This is a genomic window from Aeromonas sp. 2MA4 (assembly GCF_029237305.1).
Classification (GTDB): Bacteria; Pseudomonadota; Gammaproteobacteria; order Enterobacterales; family Aeromonadaceae; genus Aeromonas; species Aeromonas salmonicida.
The window spans coordinates 1-20,035 of the sequence record NZ_JAACFY010000032.1; the positions used below are offsets into that span (position 1 = coordinate 1).

General features: G+C 59.5%; 18 protein-coding genes and 1 pseudogene. 3 read left to right on the forward strand and 16 right to left on the reverse strand.

The window, feature by feature from the left end:
- Nucleotides 1-159 precede the first annotated feature (159 nt).
- Nucleotides 160-1,038, reverse strand: a complete 879-nt coding sequence (prmA, locus tag GWQ31_RS21265; RefSeq protein ID WP_021138108.1) for a 50S ribosomal protein L11 methyltransferase — start codon at nucleotides 1,036-1,038, stop codon at nucleotides 160-162.
- Between the two features lie 527 nt (nucleotides 1,039-1,565).
- Entirely contained in the window at nucleotides 1,566-2,582 is a 1,017-nt protein-coding gene (locus GWQ31_RS21270; protein WP_275910219.1) for a zinc-binding alcohol dehydrogenase family protein, read from the reverse strand.
- A gap of 100 nt (nucleotides 2,583-2,682) precedes the next feature.
- Between GWQ31_RS21270 and GWQ31_RS21275 the strand changes: the two genes are divergently transcribed.
- Complete coding sequence (locus GWQ31_RS21275) at nucleotides 2,683-3,555, forward strand: LysR family transcriptional regulator (RefSeq protein ID WP_275910220.1); 873 nt, start codon at nucleotides 2,683-2,685, stop codon at nucleotides 3,553-3,555.
- A gap of 2 nt (nucleotides 3,556-3,557) precedes the next feature.
- Here GWQ31_RS21275 and GWQ31_RS21280 read toward each other — a convergent pair whose 3' ends face one another.
- The 7 genes from GWQ31_RS21280 to acs all read right to left on the reverse strand — a co-directional run bounded on the left by GWQ31_RS21280 (nucleotide 3,558) and on the right by acs (nucleotide 11,410).
- Entirely contained in the window at nucleotides 3,558-4,985 is a 1,428-nt protein-coding gene (locus tag GWQ31_RS21280) for a PTS transporter subunit EIIC (RefSeq protein WP_017412957.1), read from the reverse strand.
- 89 nt (nucleotides 4,986-5,074) lie between these two features.
- On the reverse strand, nucleotides 5,075-6,532 hold the full coding sequence (gene panF, locus GWQ31_RS21285) for a sodium/pantothenate symporter (protein WP_275910221.1): 1,458 nt from the start codon (nucleotides 6,530-6,532) through the stop codon (nucleotides 5,075-5,077).
- Nucleotides 6,522-6,785, reverse strand: coding sequence for a YhdT family protein (locus tag GWQ31_RS21290; protein WP_275910222.1), 264 nt, complete (start codon nucleotides 6,783-6,785; stop codon nucleotides 6,522-6,524). The genes panF and GWQ31_RS21290 overlap by 11 nt, the downstream gene beginning before the upstream one ends.
- A gap of 115 nt (nucleotides 6,786-6,900) precedes the next feature.
- The gene (accC, locus tag GWQ31_RS21295) at nucleotides 6,901-8,241 is read right to left on the reverse strand and encodes an acetyl-CoA carboxylase biotin carboxylase subunit (protein ID WP_005317655.1); all 1,341 of its coding nucleotides are present in this window, start codon (nucleotides 8,239-8,241) and stop codon (nucleotides 6,901-6,903) included.
- A gap of 15 nt (nucleotides 8,242-8,256) precedes the next feature.
- On the reverse strand, nucleotides 8,257-8,712 hold the full coding sequence (accB, locus tag GWQ31_RS21300) for an acetyl-CoA carboxylase biotin carboxyl carrier protein (RefSeq protein ID WP_034283807.1): 456 nt from the start codon (nucleotides 8,710-8,712) through the stop codon (nucleotides 8,257-8,259).
- Nucleotides 8,713-8,748: 36 nt separating this feature from the next.
- A complete protein-coding gene (gene aroQ / locus GWQ31_RS21305) occupies nucleotides 8,749-9,198 on the reverse strand; it encodes a type II 3-dehydroquinate dehydratase (protein ID WP_219597695.1) in 450 nt (149 codons plus the stop codon).
- A 265-nt stretch (nucleotides 9,199-9,463) separates the two neighbouring features.
- The gene (gene acs / locus GWQ31_RS21310; protein ID WP_275910223.1) at nucleotides 9,464-11,410 is read right to left on the reverse strand and encodes an acetate--CoA ligase; all 1,947 of its coding nucleotides are present in this window, start codon (nucleotides 11,408-11,410) and stop codon (nucleotides 9,464-9,466) included.
- Between the two features lie 168 nt (nucleotides 11,411-11,578).
- Between acs and GWQ31_RS21315 the strand changes: the two genes are divergently transcribed.
- A complete protein-coding gene (locus GWQ31_RS21315; protein WP_005317639.1) occupies nucleotides 11,579-11,878 on the forward strand; it encodes a hypothetical protein in 300 nt (99 codons plus the stop codon).
- A gap of 45 nt (nucleotides 11,879-11,923) precedes the next feature.
- On the opposite strand, the gene GWQ31_RS21320 is transcribed toward GWQ31_RS21315, so the two are convergent.
- The 7 genes and pseudogenes from GWQ31_RS21320 to GWQ31_RS21350 all read right to left on the reverse strand — a co-directional run bounded on the left by GWQ31_RS21320 (nucleotide 11,924) and on the right by GWQ31_RS21350 (nucleotide 18,057).
- Entirely contained in the window at nucleotides 11,924-14,374 is a 2,451-nt protein-coding gene (locus GWQ31_RS21320) for an EAL domain-containing protein (protein ID WP_275910224.1), read from the reverse strand.
- A 124-nt stretch (nucleotides 14,375-14,498) separates the two neighbouring features.
- The gene (locus tag GWQ31_RS21325) at nucleotides 14,499-15,134 is read right to left on the reverse strand and encodes a hypothetical protein (RefSeq protein ID WP_005317632.1); all 636 of its coding nucleotides are present in this window, start codon (nucleotides 15,132-15,134) and stop codon (nucleotides 14,499-14,501) included.
- Nucleotides 15,124-16,263, reverse strand: a complete 1,140-nt coding sequence (locus GWQ31_RS21330) for a hypothetical protein (RefSeq protein WP_021138121.1) — start codon at nucleotides 16,261-16,263, stop codon at nucleotides 15,124-15,126. Before GWQ31_RS21330 ends, GWQ31_RS21325 begins: the two co-directional genes overlap by 11 nt.
- Nucleotides 16,264-16,434: 171 nt before the next feature.
- Nucleotides 16,435-16,803 (reverse strand): hypothetical protein, encoded by a 369-nt coding sequence (locus GWQ31_RS21335; RefSeq protein ID WP_059168121.1) that lies wholly within the window; start codon nucleotides 16,801-16,803, stop codon nucleotides 16,435-16,437.
- 4 nt (nucleotides 16,804-16,807) lie between these two features.
- Entirely contained in the window at nucleotides 16,808-17,452 is a 645-nt protein-coding gene (torD, locus tag GWQ31_RS21340; protein ID WP_271774341.1) for a molecular chaperone TorD, read from the reverse strand.
- A 147-nt stretch (nucleotides 17,453-17,599) separates the two neighbouring features.
- Nucleotides 17,600-17,725 (reverse strand): annotated as a pseudogene (locus GWQ31_RS21345) (ADP-ribosylglycohydrolase); the annotation flags it as partial.
- Nucleotides 17,726-17,769: 44 nt separating this feature from the next.
- Nucleotides 17,770-18,057: a hypothetical protein gene (locus GWQ31_RS21350; protein WP_021138124.1), complete on the reverse strand. Its 288-nt coding sequence runs from the start codon at nucleotides 18,055-18,057 to the stop codon at nucleotides 17,770-17,772.
- Nucleotides 18,058-18,617: 560 nt separating this feature from the next.
- Between GWQ31_RS21350 and glyA the strand changes: the two genes are divergently transcribed.
- On the forward strand, nucleotides 18,618-19,871 hold the full coding sequence (gene glyA, locus GWQ31_RS21355; RefSeq protein WP_005317611.1) for a serine hydroxymethyltransferase: 1,254 nt from the start codon (nucleotides 18,618-18,620) through the stop codon (nucleotides 19,869-19,871).
- The last annotated feature ends 164 nt before the right edge of the window (nucleotides 19,872-20,035 follow it).

Genomic DNA, 20,035 nt, shown 5'->3' on the forward strand with positions numbered 1-20,035 from the left:
GCCGGTTGAGTGAAGGGCATGTTAGAACCAGGGAAGAGAGCGATGAAAGGTTCAGATCACAGAATGGGAGAGAAGTTCAAAAAAATCCCCAAGCGACGCTTGGGGATTTTTGTATAAGAGACAGCCCATCGGTGCCCTTGTTGTATGAGGTGGTTGCCATCAGCCGTGCTTGCGGCCGGAGAGGCGGCACCACTCTTCCTTCACCGCAGTCGGGTCCATGTCGAACCACTGGCCGTAAATGGTTTCCAGCTCCGGGGCCTGGCTCTCCAGCACACCGGAGAGCGCCATCAGGCTGCCCGGCTTGCCGTGGCCGGCGATGAGCGGTGCCAGCTCGCGCAGCGGGCCGGCCAGTATGTTGGCCACCACCACGTCTGCTTCTACGTCTTGCGGCTGATCCGCCGGCAGATAGAGTTCGATCTGGCCGGCGACGCCGTTGCGCTCCGCGTTGTCATGGCTGGCCTGAATGGCCTGCGGGTCTATGTCGATGCCGATGACGCGGGCGGCGCCCAGTTTCAGGGCGGCAATGCCGAGGATGCCGGAGCCACAACCAAAGTCGACCACGGTTTTGCCGGTCAGATCCAGCCCGTCCAGCCACTGCAGGCAGAGCGCCGTGGTGGGATGAGTACCGGTACCAAATGCCAGACCCGGATCCAGCATGACGTTGACCGCATCGGGGTTTGGCACATCGCGCCAGCTTGGGCAGATCCAGAGCCGTTCGCCAAACTGCATGGGGTGGAAGTGATCCATCCACTCGCGCACCCAGTCCTTGTCTTCCAGCTGCTCGACCTTGTAGCCCACGTCTTCCCCGAAGATCTGCTGGAAGAAGGCGATGGTGGGCGCCGGATCGGTTTCGGCATCGAACAAGCCCATCACTTCGGTCTCGCCCCAGAGCGGGGTTTCACCGGGCAGCGGCTCGTAGACGGGGACATCCTGGGCATCCATAAAGGTCACGGCCTGGGCTCCACGCCCCAGCAGCATGTTGCTCACCTTGTCTGCCGTCTTGGCAGTGGCGTTGATTCGAATTTGTATCCAGGGCATGGCGTCGACTCTTCATAAATGTGAAACCGCGAGATTCTATCATCATGGGCCTGTGCTGTCGTGGTTTGCCCATGTCTGCATGGCGCAGGAAGTGAACTCTGCCGAGTTGGCACGGTTAATGTATTCCTCATTGGGTGACGGGAAGCAACCTGTTCCCGCTGAATGCTTTGCTCTAGGAAAGTTCCGTCATCTTTTTTCAGCCACCTTAGGGTGGCTTTTTTTTTCGGCATTAGTGCTGGCTGGGGAAAACAAGTGCGGATGACAGGCGTGAGGGGATGGAACAGGGGGACGTGGGGCGTTGGCACACAAGATGCAAAGATGGGTATGTCCTGCTTAAGGATATGTGTGTGATTGTTACCCCAACGTTCAGGTATTTAGGGCCATCCCGGCGGGATGGCCCCTTTTTTATGTCGTTTTTATGGTGATGCTGCGTGGTGACTGTCTGGTGCCTGATATGAACTGTGCACTGTTGGGGCCTGTCACTGGTGAAATCACCCCATGATGGTGCAGTTTTTACCTATAAGGGATTAGTTTTCAAATCTGCTCATGTCGATCACCAGCTTGCCCACCATGCGGCCGGCTTCCACCTCGGCATGGGCCTGGGCCAGGGTGACCGGGGTCAGCTCGGACAGGGTGCGGGTGAGTGTGCTCTTGAGCACCCCTTGGTCGATGAGGGAGGCAACCTGGCCAAGCAGCTTGTGTTGCTCGATCATGTCAGGGGTCTGGAACAGGGATCGGGTAAACATGAATTCCTGACTGAAGGTGGCGCTCTTGCTCTTGAGCAGGGAGAGATCCCAGGGCTCGCTGGATTCGGCGATGGTGCAGATGTGGCCAAACGGGCGAATGAGGCTGGCCATGGCATCCCAGTGCTGCTCGGTAGCATTGGTGCAGAAGATGGCATCGAGCTGGGTGATGCCCAGAGCGGTGAGCTCTTCCTGCAGCTTGTGATGGCTTACCACCTGATGGGCGCCCATTTCCAGACACCATTCACGGCTTTCTGGTCGGGATGCAGTGGCAATCACTTCCATATTGGTGAGCTGGCGAGCCAGCTGAATGGCGATGGAGCCTACCCCACCTGCCCCGCCAATGATCAGCAGCTTGCCTGTGCTCTCGCGGCGAAGGCCGATGCGCTCGAACAGTGTCTCCCAGGCGGTGATGGCGGTGAGCGGCAGGGCGGCGGCTTCCAGGTCGGTCAGACTGGTGGGGGCGAGAGCGGCGATGCGCTCATCCACCAGTTGCAGGGCGCTGTTGCTGCCCGGGCGGCTGATGTCGCCGGCATACCAGACTCTGTCGCCCGCCTTGAACAGGCTCACTTCGCTGCCGACGGCAACGACCTCACCGACTGCATCCCAGCCCAGTACACGGGGGCTGGCTTCAATCTTGGCCTTGGGGGCGCGCACCTTGGTATCCACAGGATTGATGGAGGTGGCTGTCACTTTCACCAGCAGATCCCGCGGGCCCGGGATCGGATCGGGCAGGGTGGCAGTGATAAAGCAGTCGAGGTGATCGCTGGGCAGGTAGTGAGTCAGGGCAATGGCTTTCATGGCAGTTCCTTTCAAATCGGATGGATTGGGATTGCCAGCTACTCTAGTCTGGTTAATTATTCTTATTAAGATGGGTAATTGGTAAAGACTGTTTGAATATATGAACAATGTCGATCTGGAGTTGATGGGGCTGTTCGCTACCGTGGTGGAGCAGGGCAGTTTTACCGGTGCCGCCGAGGTGCTTGGCATGCCCAAGTCCTCGGTGAGCCAGAAGATCTCGCGGCTCGAAACCCAGCTCGGGGTGCGACTGCTGCAGCGTACCACCCGCAGGCTCAGCCTGACCCCGCAGGGTGAGATCTACGTGGAGCAATGCCAGGCGCTGCTGGCGCTGGCCCGCAGAGCCAATCTGGCGATGGCGCGGCTGCGCGCCGCCCCCGCCGGTCGGGTAAGGATCACGGCGCCAGAGGCGACCGGCACCCTGCTGCTTGGCAGGATCCTGGCCGACTTTCGTGCCCTCTATCCTGAGGTGGTGCTGGAGTTGACCCTCTGCGACGATCAGCTGGATCTGGTGGGGGAGGGTTATGATCTGGCGCTGCGGGCGGCACCGCTGAAAGATTCCAGCCTCATCTGCCGGCGCATTGGTCAGGTGCCGCGCCATCTGGTGGCGGCTCCCGGTTATCTGGCGGCTCATGGTGCGCCGCAGCAGTTGTCTGAGTTGGGGCTTCATCCCTGTCTGGTGCACTCGGCATTGCCTGTATGGCCACTGCAGGAGGGGGGCTGGCGGCCGCAAGGGGCCTGCATCAGCAACAGCTTGCTGGCGCTGCGGGAGCTGGCATTGCACGAAGGCGGGATTGCCCTGTTGCCACACCATGTCTGTCAGGAGGATCTGGCGACGGGGCGGTTGCAGAAATTGCTGCCGGATCACCCCATACCGCCCAATCCCTTCTATCTCATCTATCCGAGCCGGGAACATCTGGCGCCTGCCTTGCGCTCGCTGATGGACTTCGTCGCCGAGCGGCTGCCGTTCGCCTGAGCCTACCAGTTGCCTGGGCTGGCAGACTCCTGATTGGGTTTGAGGCCGAGCGGTACTGACTGACGCTCCGCCAGCATGCGGATCTGCCCCTCGATCAGGCTGGCGTTGGGGCCCAGAACCAGTACCAGTTGATGGTCGTTGAGCTGGATCCAGGAGAGGCAACCCAGCCCCGGCAGACGGGACTGATCCACCAGAGCTATGTCGCACACCCGCAGACTGAGGCGAGTCAGGCAGACGCTCATGGCTTGCAGATTGTCCATGCCCCCCAGCGCCTTGAGGTACTGGATGGCCAGCATCTGGGGATCCGAGGGGGCTACACTGGCCAACCGTGGGTGCTCATTGGCGATGGGCTTGCTCGGCAGGCTCAGAGGTGCTCGTTCCAGCAGTTGATAGAAGAGCAGTGTGTAGGCGACGAAGAAGAGGATGCCGACCGGAATGAGCCAGAAACTGTGTTCGCCGGACTGATAGCTCAGCACCAGATCCAGCAGACCGGCGGAGAAGTAGCTGCCCACCTGGATGCCAAGCCCGCTGCAGATGGCCAGCGACAAACCGGTCAGCAGGGCATGGGCCAGAAACAGCCAGGGGGCGGTGAAGGCGAACAGGAACTCGATGGGCTCAGTGATCCCCAATAGTGCAGAGGTGAGCGCCAGGGTGAGCAGCAGTCCACCCTGCGGCAGTCGCTGCATGCGCTGGCGGTGCAGCCAGATGGCAAAGCAGGCGCCCGGCAGGCCGAACATGATGATGGGATAGAGACCGGCTACATAGCCTTCATGCAGCGGCTGGGCGGTGGCCAGCGCCTGCAGGTTGCTCTCGCCAAGGCCGATGAGACTGCCCAGCACCTGATGCAGGCCAAGGGGGATCAGCAGCCGGTTGAGGGTGCCGTAACAGAAGGCGCCCAGTGGGGTGGTGAGCAGTTCCGAGGCCAGCAGCGTGATGCCTTGCTCCAGCAGCGGCCAGAACAGGGAGAGGGGAAACGCCAGCAACAGGCAGGCGATCGCCGAGGTGCACAGGCAGGCGAAATCCCCCTGCGCCATCTGCAGCCAGCCAGGCATGGTGCGCCGTTTCACCCAGGGGTAGATGATGGCGGTGGTGAGCCCCGCCAGCAGGCCGCAGATCATGTCTGCATGCAGGCCGGGGGCCAGGGTGCCCAACGCCGAGCTCAGCAGCAGAAAGTTGACCGCCCCGGCCAGTGCCTGGGTGCCCTCTCCTTGTCGGCTCAGACCGAAGGCGATGGCCACCGCGTAGATGAGCGGCATCTGGCTGAACAGGGCGCGCCCCGTGAGGGAGAGCACAGCCTGATCCAGTACATCCGGTTGGCCGAGCCGGTAGAGCAGCGCAGCCAGTGGCAGTATGGAGACCGGCAACAACAGGGCGTAACCGAGTCGTTGCAGGGCCTGGATCAGGGTCTGTCTGGCGTTCTGTACTGGCATAAAGGTGCTGAGTTTTGTGACTTGGCGCACAGTTTACCCGTAAAACACCTATTTGGGGATAGTTTTGGAACCCTTTATTAATCTCTTTGTTACTGCTGTTCGAATAATCGCCGAACCCCCTGACTGGGAGGCGGAGTCAGCAGGCTGACCAGCACAAAGGCAACCAGCCCCAGCCCCAGACTCGGTACTATGGCATGCAGTCCGGCCAGTTTTATCCCCCACTGGCTCAGTACGCCATAGCAGACGATGCCGGATACCATGCTGGCCAGGGCGCCCGGCCCGTTGGCCCTTGACCAGTAAAGGCCGAGTACCAGCGGCCACAGGAACACGGCCTGCAGGCCACCGAAGGCGAGCAGGTTGAGCCAGATGATCATCTCAGGGGGCTGCAGCGCCGCCAGCAATACGAGCGTGCCCAGGATCAGGGTGCAGAGCAGGGAGAGGCGAGGAATGCGCACCTCCAGCTTCTCCTGCTTGGGATTGAGGTAGTTGAGGTAGAGATCCTTCACCAGGGTGGCGGAGGCCTGGATCAGCTGGGAGTCGATGGTGGACATGATGGCCGCCATCGGTGCCGCCAGAAACACCCCGGCCAGCCAGGGCGGCAGCACTTCCATCATCAGGGAGGGCATGATCTTGTCCGGGCTGTCCATGCCGGGCAGGATGGCGCGGCCCAGGGCACCGGCCAGGTGCATGCCGAACATCAGCAGGGCACTGACCACTGTGCCGATAAGGATGCCGCGATGGAGCGCCTTGCTGTCCCGATAGCCGAAGCAGCGCAGGGCCGAGTGGGGCAGCCCCACCACTCCGACACAGACCAGGATCCAGAAGCTCAGCATGAAGGGTTGGGTCAGCATGTCGCCAGCCCCCGTCGGGCTCACCAGCTTGGGATCGATCACCTTGAGCTGGTGGATGAGGTTGGGCAATCCATCCCCGGCAATCAGGATCCCTGCCAGCAAAGCGCCGGTGCCGATCAGCATGATGATCCCCTGCAGGGCGTCGGTCATTACCACGGCGCGAAAGCCGCCGATCACTGTGTAGAGCAGCACGCAACTGGCAAACAGCATCAAACCCTGCTGGTAGGAGAGGCCGGTGGCCGTCTCCAGCAGGCGAGCCCCGCCGATGAACTGCACCACCATGGTGGCGATAAAGGCGAGGATGATAGTAACGGATCCGAGAATGACAACTGCCTTGCTCTGGTAGCGGGCCCACAGCATGTCATTGATGGTCACCGCATTGACCCGGCGGGCAATGATGGCGAACTTCTTGCCGAGCACCCCCAGGGTAAGCCAGACGGTGGGCAGCTGGATCATTGCCAGCAGTACCCAGCCAAGGCCAATCTTGTAGGCGGCACCCGGTCCGCCGATGAAGGACGACGCCGAGGTATAGGTAGCCACCAGCGTCATGGCCAGCACCAGACCGCCCATGCTGCGGTTGCCGATGAAGTACTCCTGCACGAAGTCGCCGCCGGCGCGATGGCGACTGGCCCAGAAACCTATTCCCAGCACCAGCACCAGATAGATGACCAGGGGCAGCATCAACTCAAGATTCATGGGGAGGCTCCTTGGCACTGGGGGGAGGTGTGTCGAGGGGAATATCCACAAACAGGCGATCCACCATCAGGCCGCACAACGCAATGAACAGCAGCGGCATCACCATGCAGCTGAGCAGGAACCAGAGTGGCATGTCCCAGTATTCGATCTCTTCCGGGATGAAATACGCAGTGCCATACCAGGCAAAGAAATAGAGCAGGGTCAGCAGCAGGCAGAGGGCTGCTTCCCGACGAGCGAGCGCGAAACGATTCACCTTGGCCTCCGACAATTTTGAGGGGCGCAAGAATAACAAAAAAGGGCCATGTCGCCATGGCCCTTTTTCAACAGAGGCTCCTTGCGGAGCTGACTTCTATCGGAAGTTTGGATCCTTACAGACCCAGCTTCTTGTGCAGGTAGTGGATATTGGTACCACCGTGCTGGAAGTTTTCGTCTTTCATGATCTCTTTTTGCAGGGAGACGTTGGTCTTGATCCCTTCTACCACCAGCTCGTCCAGCGCCTGACGCATGCGCGCGATGGCGACGTCACGGTTCTCGCCGTAACAGATCAGCTTGCCGATCATGGAGTCGTAGTAAGGCGGTACCTTGTAACCGGCGTAGATGTGGGAATCCCAACGTACGCCCAGACCACCCGGCGCATGGAAGCGCTGGATCAGGCCGGGAGACGGCATGAAAGTAGCCGGGTCTTCGGCGTTGATCCGGCATTCGATGGCATGGCCACGGATGCGGATGTCCTGCTGGGTGATCGACAGGGGCTGACCGGCGGCGATGCGCAGTTGCTCCTTGATCAGGTCCACGCTGGTGACCATCTCGGTGACCGGATGCTCAACCTGGATACGGGTGTTCATCTCGATGAAATAGAACTCGCCGTTTTCGTACAGGAACTCGAAGGTCCCCGCACCGCGGTAGCCGATCTCGATGCAGGCGCGCACGCAGCGCTCGCCGATGAACTTGCGCATCTCTTCGGTGATGCCCGGTGCCGGCGCCTCTTCGACCACTTTCTGGTGGCGACGCTGCATGGAGCAGTCACGCTCGCCCAGATAGAGGGCGTTGCCCTGGCCGTCTGCCAATATCTGAATTTCGATATGGCGCGGGTTCTCCAGGTACTTCTCCATGTAGACCATGTCGTTCTTGAAGAACTGGCCTGCTTCGGATTTGGTCAGGGCGATGGCGGCAGCCAGCTCGGCTTCATTGCGCACCACGCGCATGCCGCGACCACCACCGCCACCAGCGGCCTTGATGATCACCGGGTAACCGATGCGCTTGGCGATGGCGGCGTTGTGCTTGGCATCGCTGTCGACCGGGCCGTCAGAGCCAGGCACGCAAGGTACGCCCGCTTTTTTCATCGCCTCGATGGCGGAGACCTTGTCACCCATCAGGCGAATGGTCTCGGCGCGCGGGCCGATGAAGATGAAGCCGGATTTTTCGACCACTTCGGCGAAATCGGCGTTCTCCGAGAGGAAGCCGTAACCCGGGTGGATGGCAACGGCACCCGTGACCTCGGCAGCGGCTATGATCGCCGGCACATTGAGGTAGGATTCACCGCTGGCAGGCTTGCCGATGCAGATGGTTTCGTCGGCCAGGAGCACATGTTTGAGCTCCCGATCGGCGGTGGAGTGAACGGCCACTGTCTTGATCCCGAGCTCTTTGCAAGCGCGCAGGATCCGCAGGGCAATTTCACCGCGGTTGGCGATGACTACTTTGTCCAACATGGGTGGCAACTTCCCTTATTCGATGATGAACAGCGGCTCGTCAAATTCGACGGCCTGACCATTTTCAACCAGGATCGCTTTGATCACGCCGGTCTTGTCAGACTCGATTTGGTTCATCATTTTCATGGCTTCGACGATGCACAGGGTATCGCCGACATTGACGTGCTGACCGACTTCCGCGAACGGCTTGGCTTCCGGGCTGGAGGAGCGATAGAAGGAGCCAACCATGGGGGAGCGCATCAGGTGACCACTCGGGGTGGCCGCATCAGCGGTCGGTGCGACGGCGGCGGCTGCCGGTGCGGCGGCAGGGGCCATGGCCGGCTGCATCATCATCTGCGGCATGGCTGTGGTCACCTGACCGGAGAAGTTGCGGCTGATGCGAACGGACTCTTCACCTTCGGAGATCTCCAGTTCGGCAATGCCGGACTCTTCAACCAGTTCAATCAGCTTCTTGATTTTGCGGATATCCATTAGCATTCTCTTTCTTCTTTATCTGATCAGTGATTATCAAGCCGCGCGCAACTGATGCACGGCCGCGGTTAAAGCGAATTGGTAGCCATCTGCACCCAGCCCGCAGATTACTCCTTTAGCGACATCAGACAGATAGGAGTGATGACGGAAAGGCTCCCTGGCATGGACGTTTGACAGGTGCACCTCGATAAAGGGGATGGCGACACCCAGCAGCGCATCGCGGATGGCGACACTGGTGTGGGTGAAGGCGGCTGGATTGATGATGATATAATCCACCTGGCCCATGGCCTGGTGGATACGGCTGACCAACTCATGTTCGGCGTTGGATTGCAGGTGTTCCAGTGTGACGCCGAGTTCGCTGGCGCTGTGCTTCAGATCGGCGACGATCTCATCGAGCGTCTTGCTGCCGTAGATGCCCGGTTCCCGTTTGCCCAGCAGGTTCAGGTTTGGCCCGTTGAGCAGGAGAATACGGTGATTTTGCGACATATTGAGTACATCCTCGATGATAATGCTGCTATCTACCAGCTATCTTGTGGACTACCAGAAATCTAGCCATTTTCTGCGCAATTCGGTGTGCACTGGCACACAGATTTCGCAATTATATTGATTTCGTGAAAATTAGCAGCATTTTACTGGTCTAATCTCTACATCTGTCTGTTTTTTGCACTACCTAGTGAAGTGTTAAATTGCTCAGTAGCAGAGACGACAAAGCCGGCACAGGGCCGGCTTTGGAGGCTGAGAAGGGGCGGGATCAGGCCGCTTCGGACTTCTCGCGAATGAGCTTGTCCACCACACCCGGATCCGCCAGGGTGGAGATATCCCCCAGACTGTCGGTCTCGCCTGTCGCAATCTTGCGCAGGATACGGCGCATGATCTTGCCGGAGCGTGTCTTGGGCAAGCCTTCCGCCCAGTGGATCACATCCGGGGTGGCGATAGCACCGATCTCCTTGCGTACCCACTCCTTCACTTCTTTGTGCAGCTCGCGGCTAGGCTCTTCTCCGGCGATCAGGGTGACATAGGCGTAGATGCCCTGACCCTTGATCTCGTGGGGCACTCCCACCACCGCCGCCTCGGCGATCTTGGGATGGGCGACCAGCGCCGACTCTATTTCGGCGGTACCCATGCGATGGCCGGAGACGTTGAGTACATCATCCACCCGTCCCGTGATCCAGTAGTAACCATCTTCGTCGCGACGGGCGCCGTCGCCGGTGAAGTAACGACCCGGGAAGGTGGAGAAGTAGGTCTGCTCGAAGCGCTCATGATCGCCAAACACGGTGCGCATCTGACCCGGCCAGGAGTCGGTGATCACCAGGTTGCCCTCTGTGGCACCCTCCAGCGGTTCACCCATGTTGTCCACCAGCGCCGGCTGTACCCCGAAGAAGGGACGGGTGGCCGAGCCTGGCTTGAGATCGGTGACGCCGGGCAGCGGGCTGATGAGGATGCCGCCGGTCTCGGTCTGCCACCAGGTATCGACGATGGGGCAGCGTTCCTCGCCTATGGTGCGGTAGTACCACTCCCAGGCTTCCGGGTTGATGGGCTCGCCCACTGAACCCATGATGCGCAGGCTCTGGCGGGAAGTGCCCTCTACCGCATCACGGCCCTTGGCCATGAGGGCGCGGATCGCCGTCGGGGCCGTGTAGAGGATGGTGACTTGGTGCTTGTCCACCACCTGGCTCATGCGGTTGGTGGCCGGGTAGTTGGGCACCCCTTCGAACATGATGGTGGTGGCGCCGTTGGCGAGCGGCCCGTAGACCAGATAGGAGTGGCCCGTAACCCAACCCACGTCGGCTGTACACCAGTAGATGTCCTCCTCGTGGTAGTCGAACACGTACTTGAAGGTGAGGGTGGCGTAGACCAGATAGCCGCCAGTGGTGTGCAACACTCCCTTGGGCTTGCCGGTGGAGCCGGAGGTGTAGAGGACGAACAGGGGATCTTCGGCGTTCATTGCCTCGGGTGGGCAGTCGCTGCTGGCGGCGGCAGTTGCCTCATGCCACCAGATGTCCCTGTGGTTGTGCCAGGCAACGTTGCCGCCGGTGCGCTTGAGCACTATCACCTTGCTGACCCGGGTATCCGGGTTGGTGAGCGCTTCATCCACGTTCTTCTTGAGCGGGACAGGGCGGCCGCCACGCAGTCCCTCGTCGGCCGTGATAACGATGGAGGAGCCTGAGTCAATGATGCGACCGGCCAGGGCCTCCGGCGAGAAGCCGCCGAAGACGATGCTGTGCACGGCACCTATGCGGGTACAGGCCAGCATGGCGATGGCCGCCTCCGGCACCATGGGCATGTAGAGGCAGACCACATCACCCCGATGCACACCCTGTGCTTTCAATACGTTGGAAAACTTGCACACCTCTGTGTGCAGCTCGCGGTAGGTCAGCTTGCGATCCTCTGCCGGGTTGTCCCCTTCCCAGATGATTGCAACCTTGTCACCGCGCTGTGCCAGATGGCGATCCAGGCAGTTGGCCGAGACGTTGAGCAGGCCATCCTCATACCACTTGATGGAGACATGCCCCGGGTCGTACGAGGTGTTCTTGACCTTGGTATAGGGCTTCATCCAGTCGATGATTTTTCCCTGTTCACCCCAGAAGGCATCCGGATCCTGCACGGAGGCTCGGTACATGGCCTCGTAACCTGCCTTGTCCAGCAGGGCGCTGTTGCTGATGTGGGCTTTGACCGGGTAGACCTTGCTCTCGCTCATCTGTCACTCCTTTGAATACATTCTTGTAATGATTAAGTAACAACTTATACCTTTGGCGTACGAGGGCAATTAGACTTTTGGATAGATGGAAACATCTGCTTACAGTGCCATTCGTGACAATTCATCGGCGATTGAGTAAAAACATCGGTTTTATCGATGGAGATAGCCATGTTGTCCCTGCTCCTTTGCACCGCCCTCTGGCAGTCCGATGCCTCTACGCTTGCCGATGAAGCCGCACTGGCTGCTCCCCAACCCAAAGAGTTCCCCGTGACGCGCGATCAGAGCGGCTCGCCAGCAGTGCGAGAGCGTATTGCCGATCAGATGGGCAATGCATTTCTGGCGCGCAAACCCCCCGTGACAGTTACCCTAGGGCAGCCAAAACCGCGCTACCCGAAGGATGCACTGATGGCAGACTCGCTCCAGGGCCAGAGCGAGGGGTGGGATGCCAGGTTGACGTTCAGTGAGTGAGCCGTATTTTCGATCATTGAGCGATTCTTGCAGTACTTGCCGGCTTCAACACCAGACTCCCTTGCGGGGGGGCAGCTGGGCTGCCAGATGGGGTTCGGTCAAGGGGTGGCTGAACAGGTAGCCCTGTCCCTCCTGACAGTGCAGGGATTGCAGAAACTGGCGCTGGGCCTGGGTCTCGATCCCCTCGGCGGTGACAGCCATGCCCAGGCTGTCGGCCAGGTTGATGATGGTACGGCACAGCTCCCGACTGTGCTTGTCATCGGGCAGAGCCTGCACAAAGGTTTGATCTATCTTGATGCGATCGATGGGCAGGCTTTTGAGCAAGCTCAGGGATGAGAAGCCGGTGCCGAAGTCATCGATGGCAATCTGCACCCCCAGCGCCTTGAGGCGGGTGAACAGCTGCAAGCTATGGTCGACTCGCTGTATGATGCTTTCCGTCACCTCTATCTCCAGCCGCTCCGCCGGGAAGCCGGTCTCCGCCAGGATGGCCGCGACCCGCTCCACATAGCCAATGGCGTGCATCTCCCTTACCGACACATTGACCGAGAGCCGTGGCACGGCAAGCCCGGCCGCCAGCCATGCCTGTCCCTGCTGACAGGCGGTGCGCATTACCCACTCCCCAATCTGCTCTATCAAACCACACTCCTCTGCCACCGGTATGAAGCGGGCTGGCGCTATCATGCCTTCGCTGGGATGTTGCCAGCGCAACAGGGCTTCCAGCCCGCTCAGGCGGTTATTGGCCAAATCTGTCATGGGTTGATACAGGATGCAGAGCTGATGCTGATCAATGGCCTTGAGCAGCCCCTGCTCCATGCTCATCCGTTCCCGTGTCTGTTCGGCCATGTCGGGACTGTAAAACAGATAGCCGTTACGGCCCTGGCTTTTGGCTTCGTACATGGCGTTGTCGGCGGCACTGACCAGGGCGTCCGGGCTCCGGGCGTGCTCAGGGTAGAGGGCTATGCCGATGCTGGCGGAGATGGCGACCTGCTCGTGTTCCAGTTCGACCGGCTCGCGCAGACGTGCCAGCAGCTGTTCGGCGAGCTGTGCCAGCTCATCCTGTTGTTCGAAATAGGGGATCAGCACCAGGAATTCATCTCCACCTAGCCGAATAGCCACATCGTTGTGACGCAGGCTTTGGCGGATGCGCCCGGCCATCAGCTTGAGCAGTTGATCCCCCGCCCTGTGGCCCAGGTTGTCATTGATCAGTTTGAAACCGTCGAGGTCGATGAACAGCAGGGCGAGTTGCTGCCGATTGAGCTGGGCCGTCTTGATTTCCAGTTCGAGCCGCTCCTGCAACAGGTTGCGGTTGCCAAGTTCGGTCAGAGGATCGTGATAGGCGAGGTGATTGAGCTGCGCCTCTGCCTTGCGAATGGCGCTGATGTCGGAGAAGGTGATCACATAGTGGGCCGTGTTGTGGCGGCTGTCATAGACGGCGCTGACATGCTGCCAGGAGGTGAAGTAGTCGCCATCCTTGCGCAGACACATCATCTCCCCGTGCCAGGCGTGGCTGCCGGGCAGCAGGGTGTGCCAGGGGTAGTCAATGTCGGTATGGCGACGGGGATGCATGATGGCCTCCGGTGACTTGCCCACTATCTCGTCCGGTTCGTACTGGGTCATGTTGCAGAAGGCCGGGTTGACCGAAATGATCTGGCGCTGCCCATCCATGATGATGATGCCTTCTGCCGTGGTGTCGAAGACCACATTGGCCTGGCGCAGCTTGTCTTCCTGATTGCAGCGATCGGTTGCATCGTGGATCACCCCCATGATGCGGCGTCCCTGAGTGTCGGTGGCGGCCACATGATCGGCATGGAGATCGACCCAGCCCCGCATCTGGTTGGGCCCCAGGTAGCTCAAAGTCAGGTGAAGGGGGGCCGTGCCGTTGAGGGCGGTTCTGAGCTGCTCCCCCGACACGGGATCGAAGCGCTTGATGAAGTTATCCATTCCCCCCTGAAACTGGTTGGCGGCCGTGCCGAGCAGGCGTTCGACCTGGCCATCAAATTGCAACCTGTCTTCGGCCACATGCCACTCCCAGACACCAATCTGGCCCGCACTCATGGCCAGTTGCAGCCGTTGCTGCACTTCATACTGCTCGGTGACATCCCGCACTATGGTCAGTATGCCGTCAGGGGTGCCCTGTTCATCCAGCATGGGGCTGTAGATTGCCTGCCAGCGTCGTTGCTGGCCCTGATGGGCCTCCGTCTGGCCGCTCAGGCTCAATTCCACCTGGGGAATGCCGCTGCTGATGATCTGTTGAAACAGGGGTTCCAGCACAGGGGCCAGCGTCGGCACTATGTCACGCAGGTATTTGCCGTAGTGATCTTCCCGGGAGAGGCCGTTGATATCGGCCAGCGTCTGGTTGACGCTGCGGCAGCGAAAGTAGCGGTCGAACACGCCTATGCCGAACGGCGCCAGCTCAAACAGCTGTTGCAGCTCGTTTGGATTCAGTTGACCCTTCGTTGGCGGATCTGGCATGGATTCGGATGTCTCTTCCTGCATGACGGCTCCTGAATTGACTTTCTTGTCACTTAAGGTGTTGTCAGTATGGCATGAAGCGCTTTGGAGGGAAGAGAGAGGGCTGCATTTGCCCCCTATCTGGTCGTGTTGCCGGCTGAAGTGATGGTTACCAGCTGAAGCGATAGCTCAGGGTCAGGTTCACCACGGGTTGCCAATCGCGATCCTTGATGAGCCACTGTTTGGCGCCCACTTCTGTGCCCAGTCGCCACTGTTGCCAGCCCCAGCTGCGTTCCAGCGTGACGCCCCAATCCCGCCACCCCTCGCTGGCACCATAGGCCGCCATGTGAGCCTGGCTGCCTCGCGTCAGCCAGAGATTGAGGGAGAGGGCTGCCGGCAGTGGCAGGCTGTGTTCCATATACCAGATATGGCCATAGCGACCGGTCACATCATAGAGCTGACCCAGGCTCAGCTGATGATCCTCGTCCAGTTGCCAGCCGAGGCGCCAGAGCGCACTGAAACGGGTGCGATCCACCACCTGCATGGGACTGACCCCCAGCGCGAGGAAGCTCTGCTTGTAGAGCGGCAAGGCCAGCCCGGCGCTCTGCCCATCGGCAAAGATCAGGCCGACCATGGTTTCTCGCTCATAGGCGAGCCAGAAGTGGGCGCTGGCGTCAGCCTTGACCCCGGCCTGATTGCTGTCGAGTTGCCACTGGCCGCCCACCTGCCACAGGTTATCCTGCTCCTTGGCCGACAAGGGCAGCGCGAGTGGCAGGGTCAGCAGCAGCCAGCGACTACTTGCCATAGAGCCGCACCCAGTCTCTGTCCTGATGCATGCCCATCAGGTGGCAGATGATGCCGGAGCGCTGGAAGGCATAGATGAGTAGCACGCTGGTGGCACTGAGCAGCATGATAAGGCCGAAGCTGTTGGGCAGAATGGTGCCTTGGCGGGCAGTCCACCACAGCAGCAAGGGGCCCCACAGGTGCACGAAGATACTCTTGTGGAAGATGAAGACGGTCAGCGAATACATGCCGATCCAGTTGAGCGGTCGCCAGCACAGGTTGATGTTGCGCTGATGCAACCAGAGTACGGCCCCGATCACCAGAAACTCCATGCCCCAGATCCCGGCGCGTCCCGTCATGTCCAGCGCCAGCTCGTGCTCGTTGGCGTAGATGTCACTGAGTTCGACCGAACTGCTCTCGCCAAACGCAAGATAGATAACGAGGGCGATGAGGGAGAGGGTGAGTACCAGGCCATTGAGGCGATCCCGCCACTGGGGGCGCTGATGCCAGCACCAGCCGTACAGGAAACCGAAGCAGCCGCTGGCCATGAAGAGATCAAGGCGGGCATCCAGCTCATAGTCGGGGTGTACGTGCAGCTTCATCCAGCTGTCGATATTGCCAAGCAGGGTCTGCACGCCGAATTGATCCAGCAGCAGGCTGAGCACTGTCAGTACCAGCATGCCCCGGATGCCGAACCAGGCGTAAACCAGAGAGAAGAGTGCCAGCAGGCACATCCACAGCATGACAGGATAGAAGGAGATGGCCTCGCCGAAGTTGGGGGCTATGACCAGCCCTTCGACATAGAGCATCAGTATTATGCTGGCAAACAGCACCAGCTTGCCGCCCAGTTGTGGTCTGAAACGCTCCTGGCTGCGACGGCTCAGGTTGAAGGCCGCCAGGGCCAGGTAGATCTGGCTCACCCAGGGGATAAGCCAGGCCGAGACCTGTGCCGTGGTGTTATCCATGGGCAGCAGGTGGCCGGCCATCGCCTTGTGTGACAGATAGAAGCTGTCCCAGAGGGCATGTTCACGGTTGAAAAAGTCGATGTACCAGTAGTTGAGATAGCCGGTGTAGTGCTCGAAGACGGCCATGAAGATGACAAGCCCTCGCAACAGATCGAGACCCGTGATGCGCGCATCCTGTGGAGGCATGCTGTTGCTCCTGTGTCGGTTGGTAAAAAGGAGCCGCACTATAACGGTTGCAACAAAACTGAATGGGAGCTGAATGTAAGCAGATGTTACCGGCCCCCACCACGCCGACCTTGCTGGGACGGGGAATGCGGGGATCCGGCTGTCATGATTTGTAATACTTTTGGTGGTTTTTCAGCCTTTCTGACGGCCGAATGCCTGAATGCCGCGCGCCAGCACCAGCAGGCCGAGCACATGAAAGGGCAGGGAGAGGGCAAGTAGCAAGAGCCAGTGGGCTTCGCTGCCGCTGGCATTGATAAAGCCTATCCAGGCGACCAGCAGGGTCAGCATGCCGGCTATCTGAAAACGGCGGCGCAGCACCACCTCCACCCCCAGGTTGGCGAGATAGAGGGTCAGGAGTATGCCGCCGAAACCGGTGAGCTGGGCCGTGCCATACAGATCTCTGTCCGGATTGAACAGCAAACTGAAGAGCGGCGTCAGACCCTGATCCTGCGGGATCAGGGTCAGCAGCCAGCAGGCGATCAGTAGCAGGGCGGTTTTCATCGGCTTAGTCGGCGAAGGATGCCGGTTTGACCAGGCTGAGGTAATTGGCATCCATGGTGAGGAATACACCCAGCAAGCGAGCACTGGCGCCGTAGAAACCAAAGGGGTCAGCGGCGCGGCAAGCGGCTTCGAAATGGGGGAACCAGGCCAGCAGATGGCCATGCAGCAAGGCTTCCTGCTCGCCTAGCCACTGTTCACGCTGATCGGCACTGGGGGCTTCGGCGGCGCGTATGATGAGGTTGCCCATCAGATCCAGTTCGATCCCGAGGTGATCGACCGGCTGCGGGTATTTGGCACTGACATCGATGGCAAGGCGCACCAGTCGTTGCTGCATGCGGCCGAGGGATGAGGCATCCAGATGGGCGGATTCATAAGGTTGAACGGCCGTATCGGCCAGAAACAGTCCCTTGAAGTCGGCTGCCAGGGCAGTGGCGCGCTCGTCACGCACCAGCAGGCGGGCGATGGCCTCATTGAGCTCGGCGACGGCCGGGCGCATGGGATCCAGCGTGGAGAGGCTCTTCAGGAAGCTTCGCACATCGTAGCTGTCGTATTCGGCGATCTGTTCATCGCTGAGCTCGGCGCTAAACAAGGTGGCGAACCACCAGTAAAGTTCGGCCCGACGTTCGCTAGTGGCCAGAAATTCCTGCATTTTTCCTCCGTGGATGGCAAGCGGGAAACAGAGTGAGCCCGATTCTAACGGCTTTGGCAGAAAAGTTAACCCATAGGTGACAATTCGGCGAACAAGCCAGAAAAAACGCCGCCGATGGCGACGTTTTCAGGGCGTATTGATGGCAACTCAGAGGGGGCGGGTCTCGAACTGAGGCAGCCTATCGGCTATTTCGTGCCGGTGCGCTTTGGAGCCCACGAAGATGTGGAAGCCGGGTCGCTGGCTCTGAGCCTGGTCGAGGATCCCTAGGCGTAATCGGCCCCGGCGAGCTGGCGGATCTCAAGGTGATGAATCAGATATCAGATCTCTTCGCGGTAGATCGCCTTCTTGCAACGGGTGCAGATATGCTGGCGGCGAAAATCGGTCTGGTGCAGCAGGCCGACATCCAGTTGCTGATGATGGCCGCAGTGAATGCAGAAGATGATATCGCCATCGATGGCCTCCGGATGCGCCGCCAGATACTGCTCTTTGGTGGGCAATGTCTCCCACTGGGTGGTGAAAGGGCTTTTGCGACTGCCGGTATAGTAGACCCAATAGAAAACAGCGAATACCGATATGATCAGAAAAAGCATCAGGTTATCCATCATGGTGTACCTCCGTGTTGAGGTGATGCAAGGAAGGATGAGAGAGGCTTGACCCGTCCTGGAACAGGTATGTCGAGTGGAAATTCTTGCTGCCAGCGTTCGGTCGGCAGGCTGGCTGGCGAAAGCTCAGTGCCAGGGGAAGGTGCAAATCGAGATCCATCGGGAGCGTGGCGAGGGTCTTGCCCGGCATGTTTTGCCTCCATCTATTGGCGGTGCAACCGCTGTGCCGTGTAAAGATGTTATCTGTTAGTAACGGCTATATCCATGATCCGGCTCTGGTTTTGGCTGTTTGTTGTCCCGGTTTCTGTTTACTGGCAGGGCTATGGTGTGATTGGTATCGGGGACGGATGGACAGAGGGAGGATTATTCGCCAGCACTATTGTCAGCACGAATGCCAGCGCTATGGCTAAGGGGAGAGCCTGCACTGACTTCGAAATTCGCGACACATTTTACATTTTATAAACATTTTTTTGGGTGGTTGGACTGTCTCTTTGATCCAGCTCACGTTACAATGCGCGGGCCCACTTCACCTAACGCGCAAACGATTTTCAGGAGAGAAACGGATGTTGAAACGTGACATGACCATCGCCAATTATGATCCGCAATTGTGGCAGGCCATCACAGACGAGACCCGTCGTCAGGAAGAGCACATCGAGCTGATCGCGTCTGAGAACTACACCAGCCCCCGCGTCATGGAAGCCCAGGGCTCCCAGCTGACCAACAAGTACGCTGAAGGCTATCCGGCCAAGCGCTACTACGGTGGTTGCGAGTACGTCGACGTGGTCGAAACCCTGGCCATCGAGCGCGCCAAGGAACTGTTTGGTGCCACTTACGCCAACGTGCAGCCGCACTCCGGCTCCCAGGCCAACAGCGCCGTTTACATGGCTCTGCTGCAGCCGGGTGACACAGTGCTGGGCATGAACCTGGCCCATGGTGGTCACCTGACCCACGGCTCCCCCGTCAACTTCTCCGGCAAGCTGTACAACATCATTCCTTACGGTATCGATGAGTCCGGCAAGATTGACTATGACGAGATGGAGCGTCTGGCCGTCGAGCACAAGCCGAAGATGATGATAGGTGGCTTCTCCGCCTACTCAGGTATCGTCGACTGGGCCCGCATGCGTGAAATCGCCGACAAGATTGGTGCCTGGCTGTTCGTCGACATGGCTCACGTAGCCGGTCTGATTGCCGCTGGCGTCTATCCGAACCCGGTGCCCCACGCCCACGTGGTTACCTCCACTACCCACAAGACCCTGGCCGGTCCCCGTGGTGGTCTGATCCTCTCCGCCGCTGACGACGAAGATCTGTACAAGAAGCTGAACTCAGCCGTCTTCCCGGGCGGCCAGGGCGGCCCGCTGATGCATGTCATCGCCGGTAAAGCCGTGGCATTCAAAGAGGCGCTGGAGCCCGAGTTCAAGACCTATCAGGCTCAAGTCGTCAAAAACGCCAAAGCCATGGCGGCGACCTTCATTGAGCGCGGTTACAAAATTGTCTCCGGCGGTACCGACAACCATCTCATGCTGGTTGATCTGATCGGCCGTGAGCTGACCGGTAAAGAAGCCGATGCCGCTCTTGGCAAAGCCAACATCACAGTCAACAAGAACTCGGTGCCGAACGACCCGCGTTCCCCGTTCGTCACCTCAGGTGTGCGGATCGGTACCCCGGCCATCACCCGCCGCGGTTTCAAGGAAGCAGAGTCCATCCATCTGACCAACTGGATCTGTGACGTGCTGGACAACCATGACAACGACGAAGTGCTGGCCAACACCCGCGAAAAGGTGCTGGATATCTGCCGTCGTTTCCCGGTTTATGCCTGATACACCAGCCATGCTGGTTTGAGACCAATGCCACCTGCGGGCTGTCTCTTATACAAAAATCCCCAAGCGTCGCTTGGGGATTTTTTTGAACTTCTCTCCCATTCTGTGATCTGAACCTTTCATCGCTCTCTTCCCTGGTTCTAACATGCCCTTCACTCAACCGG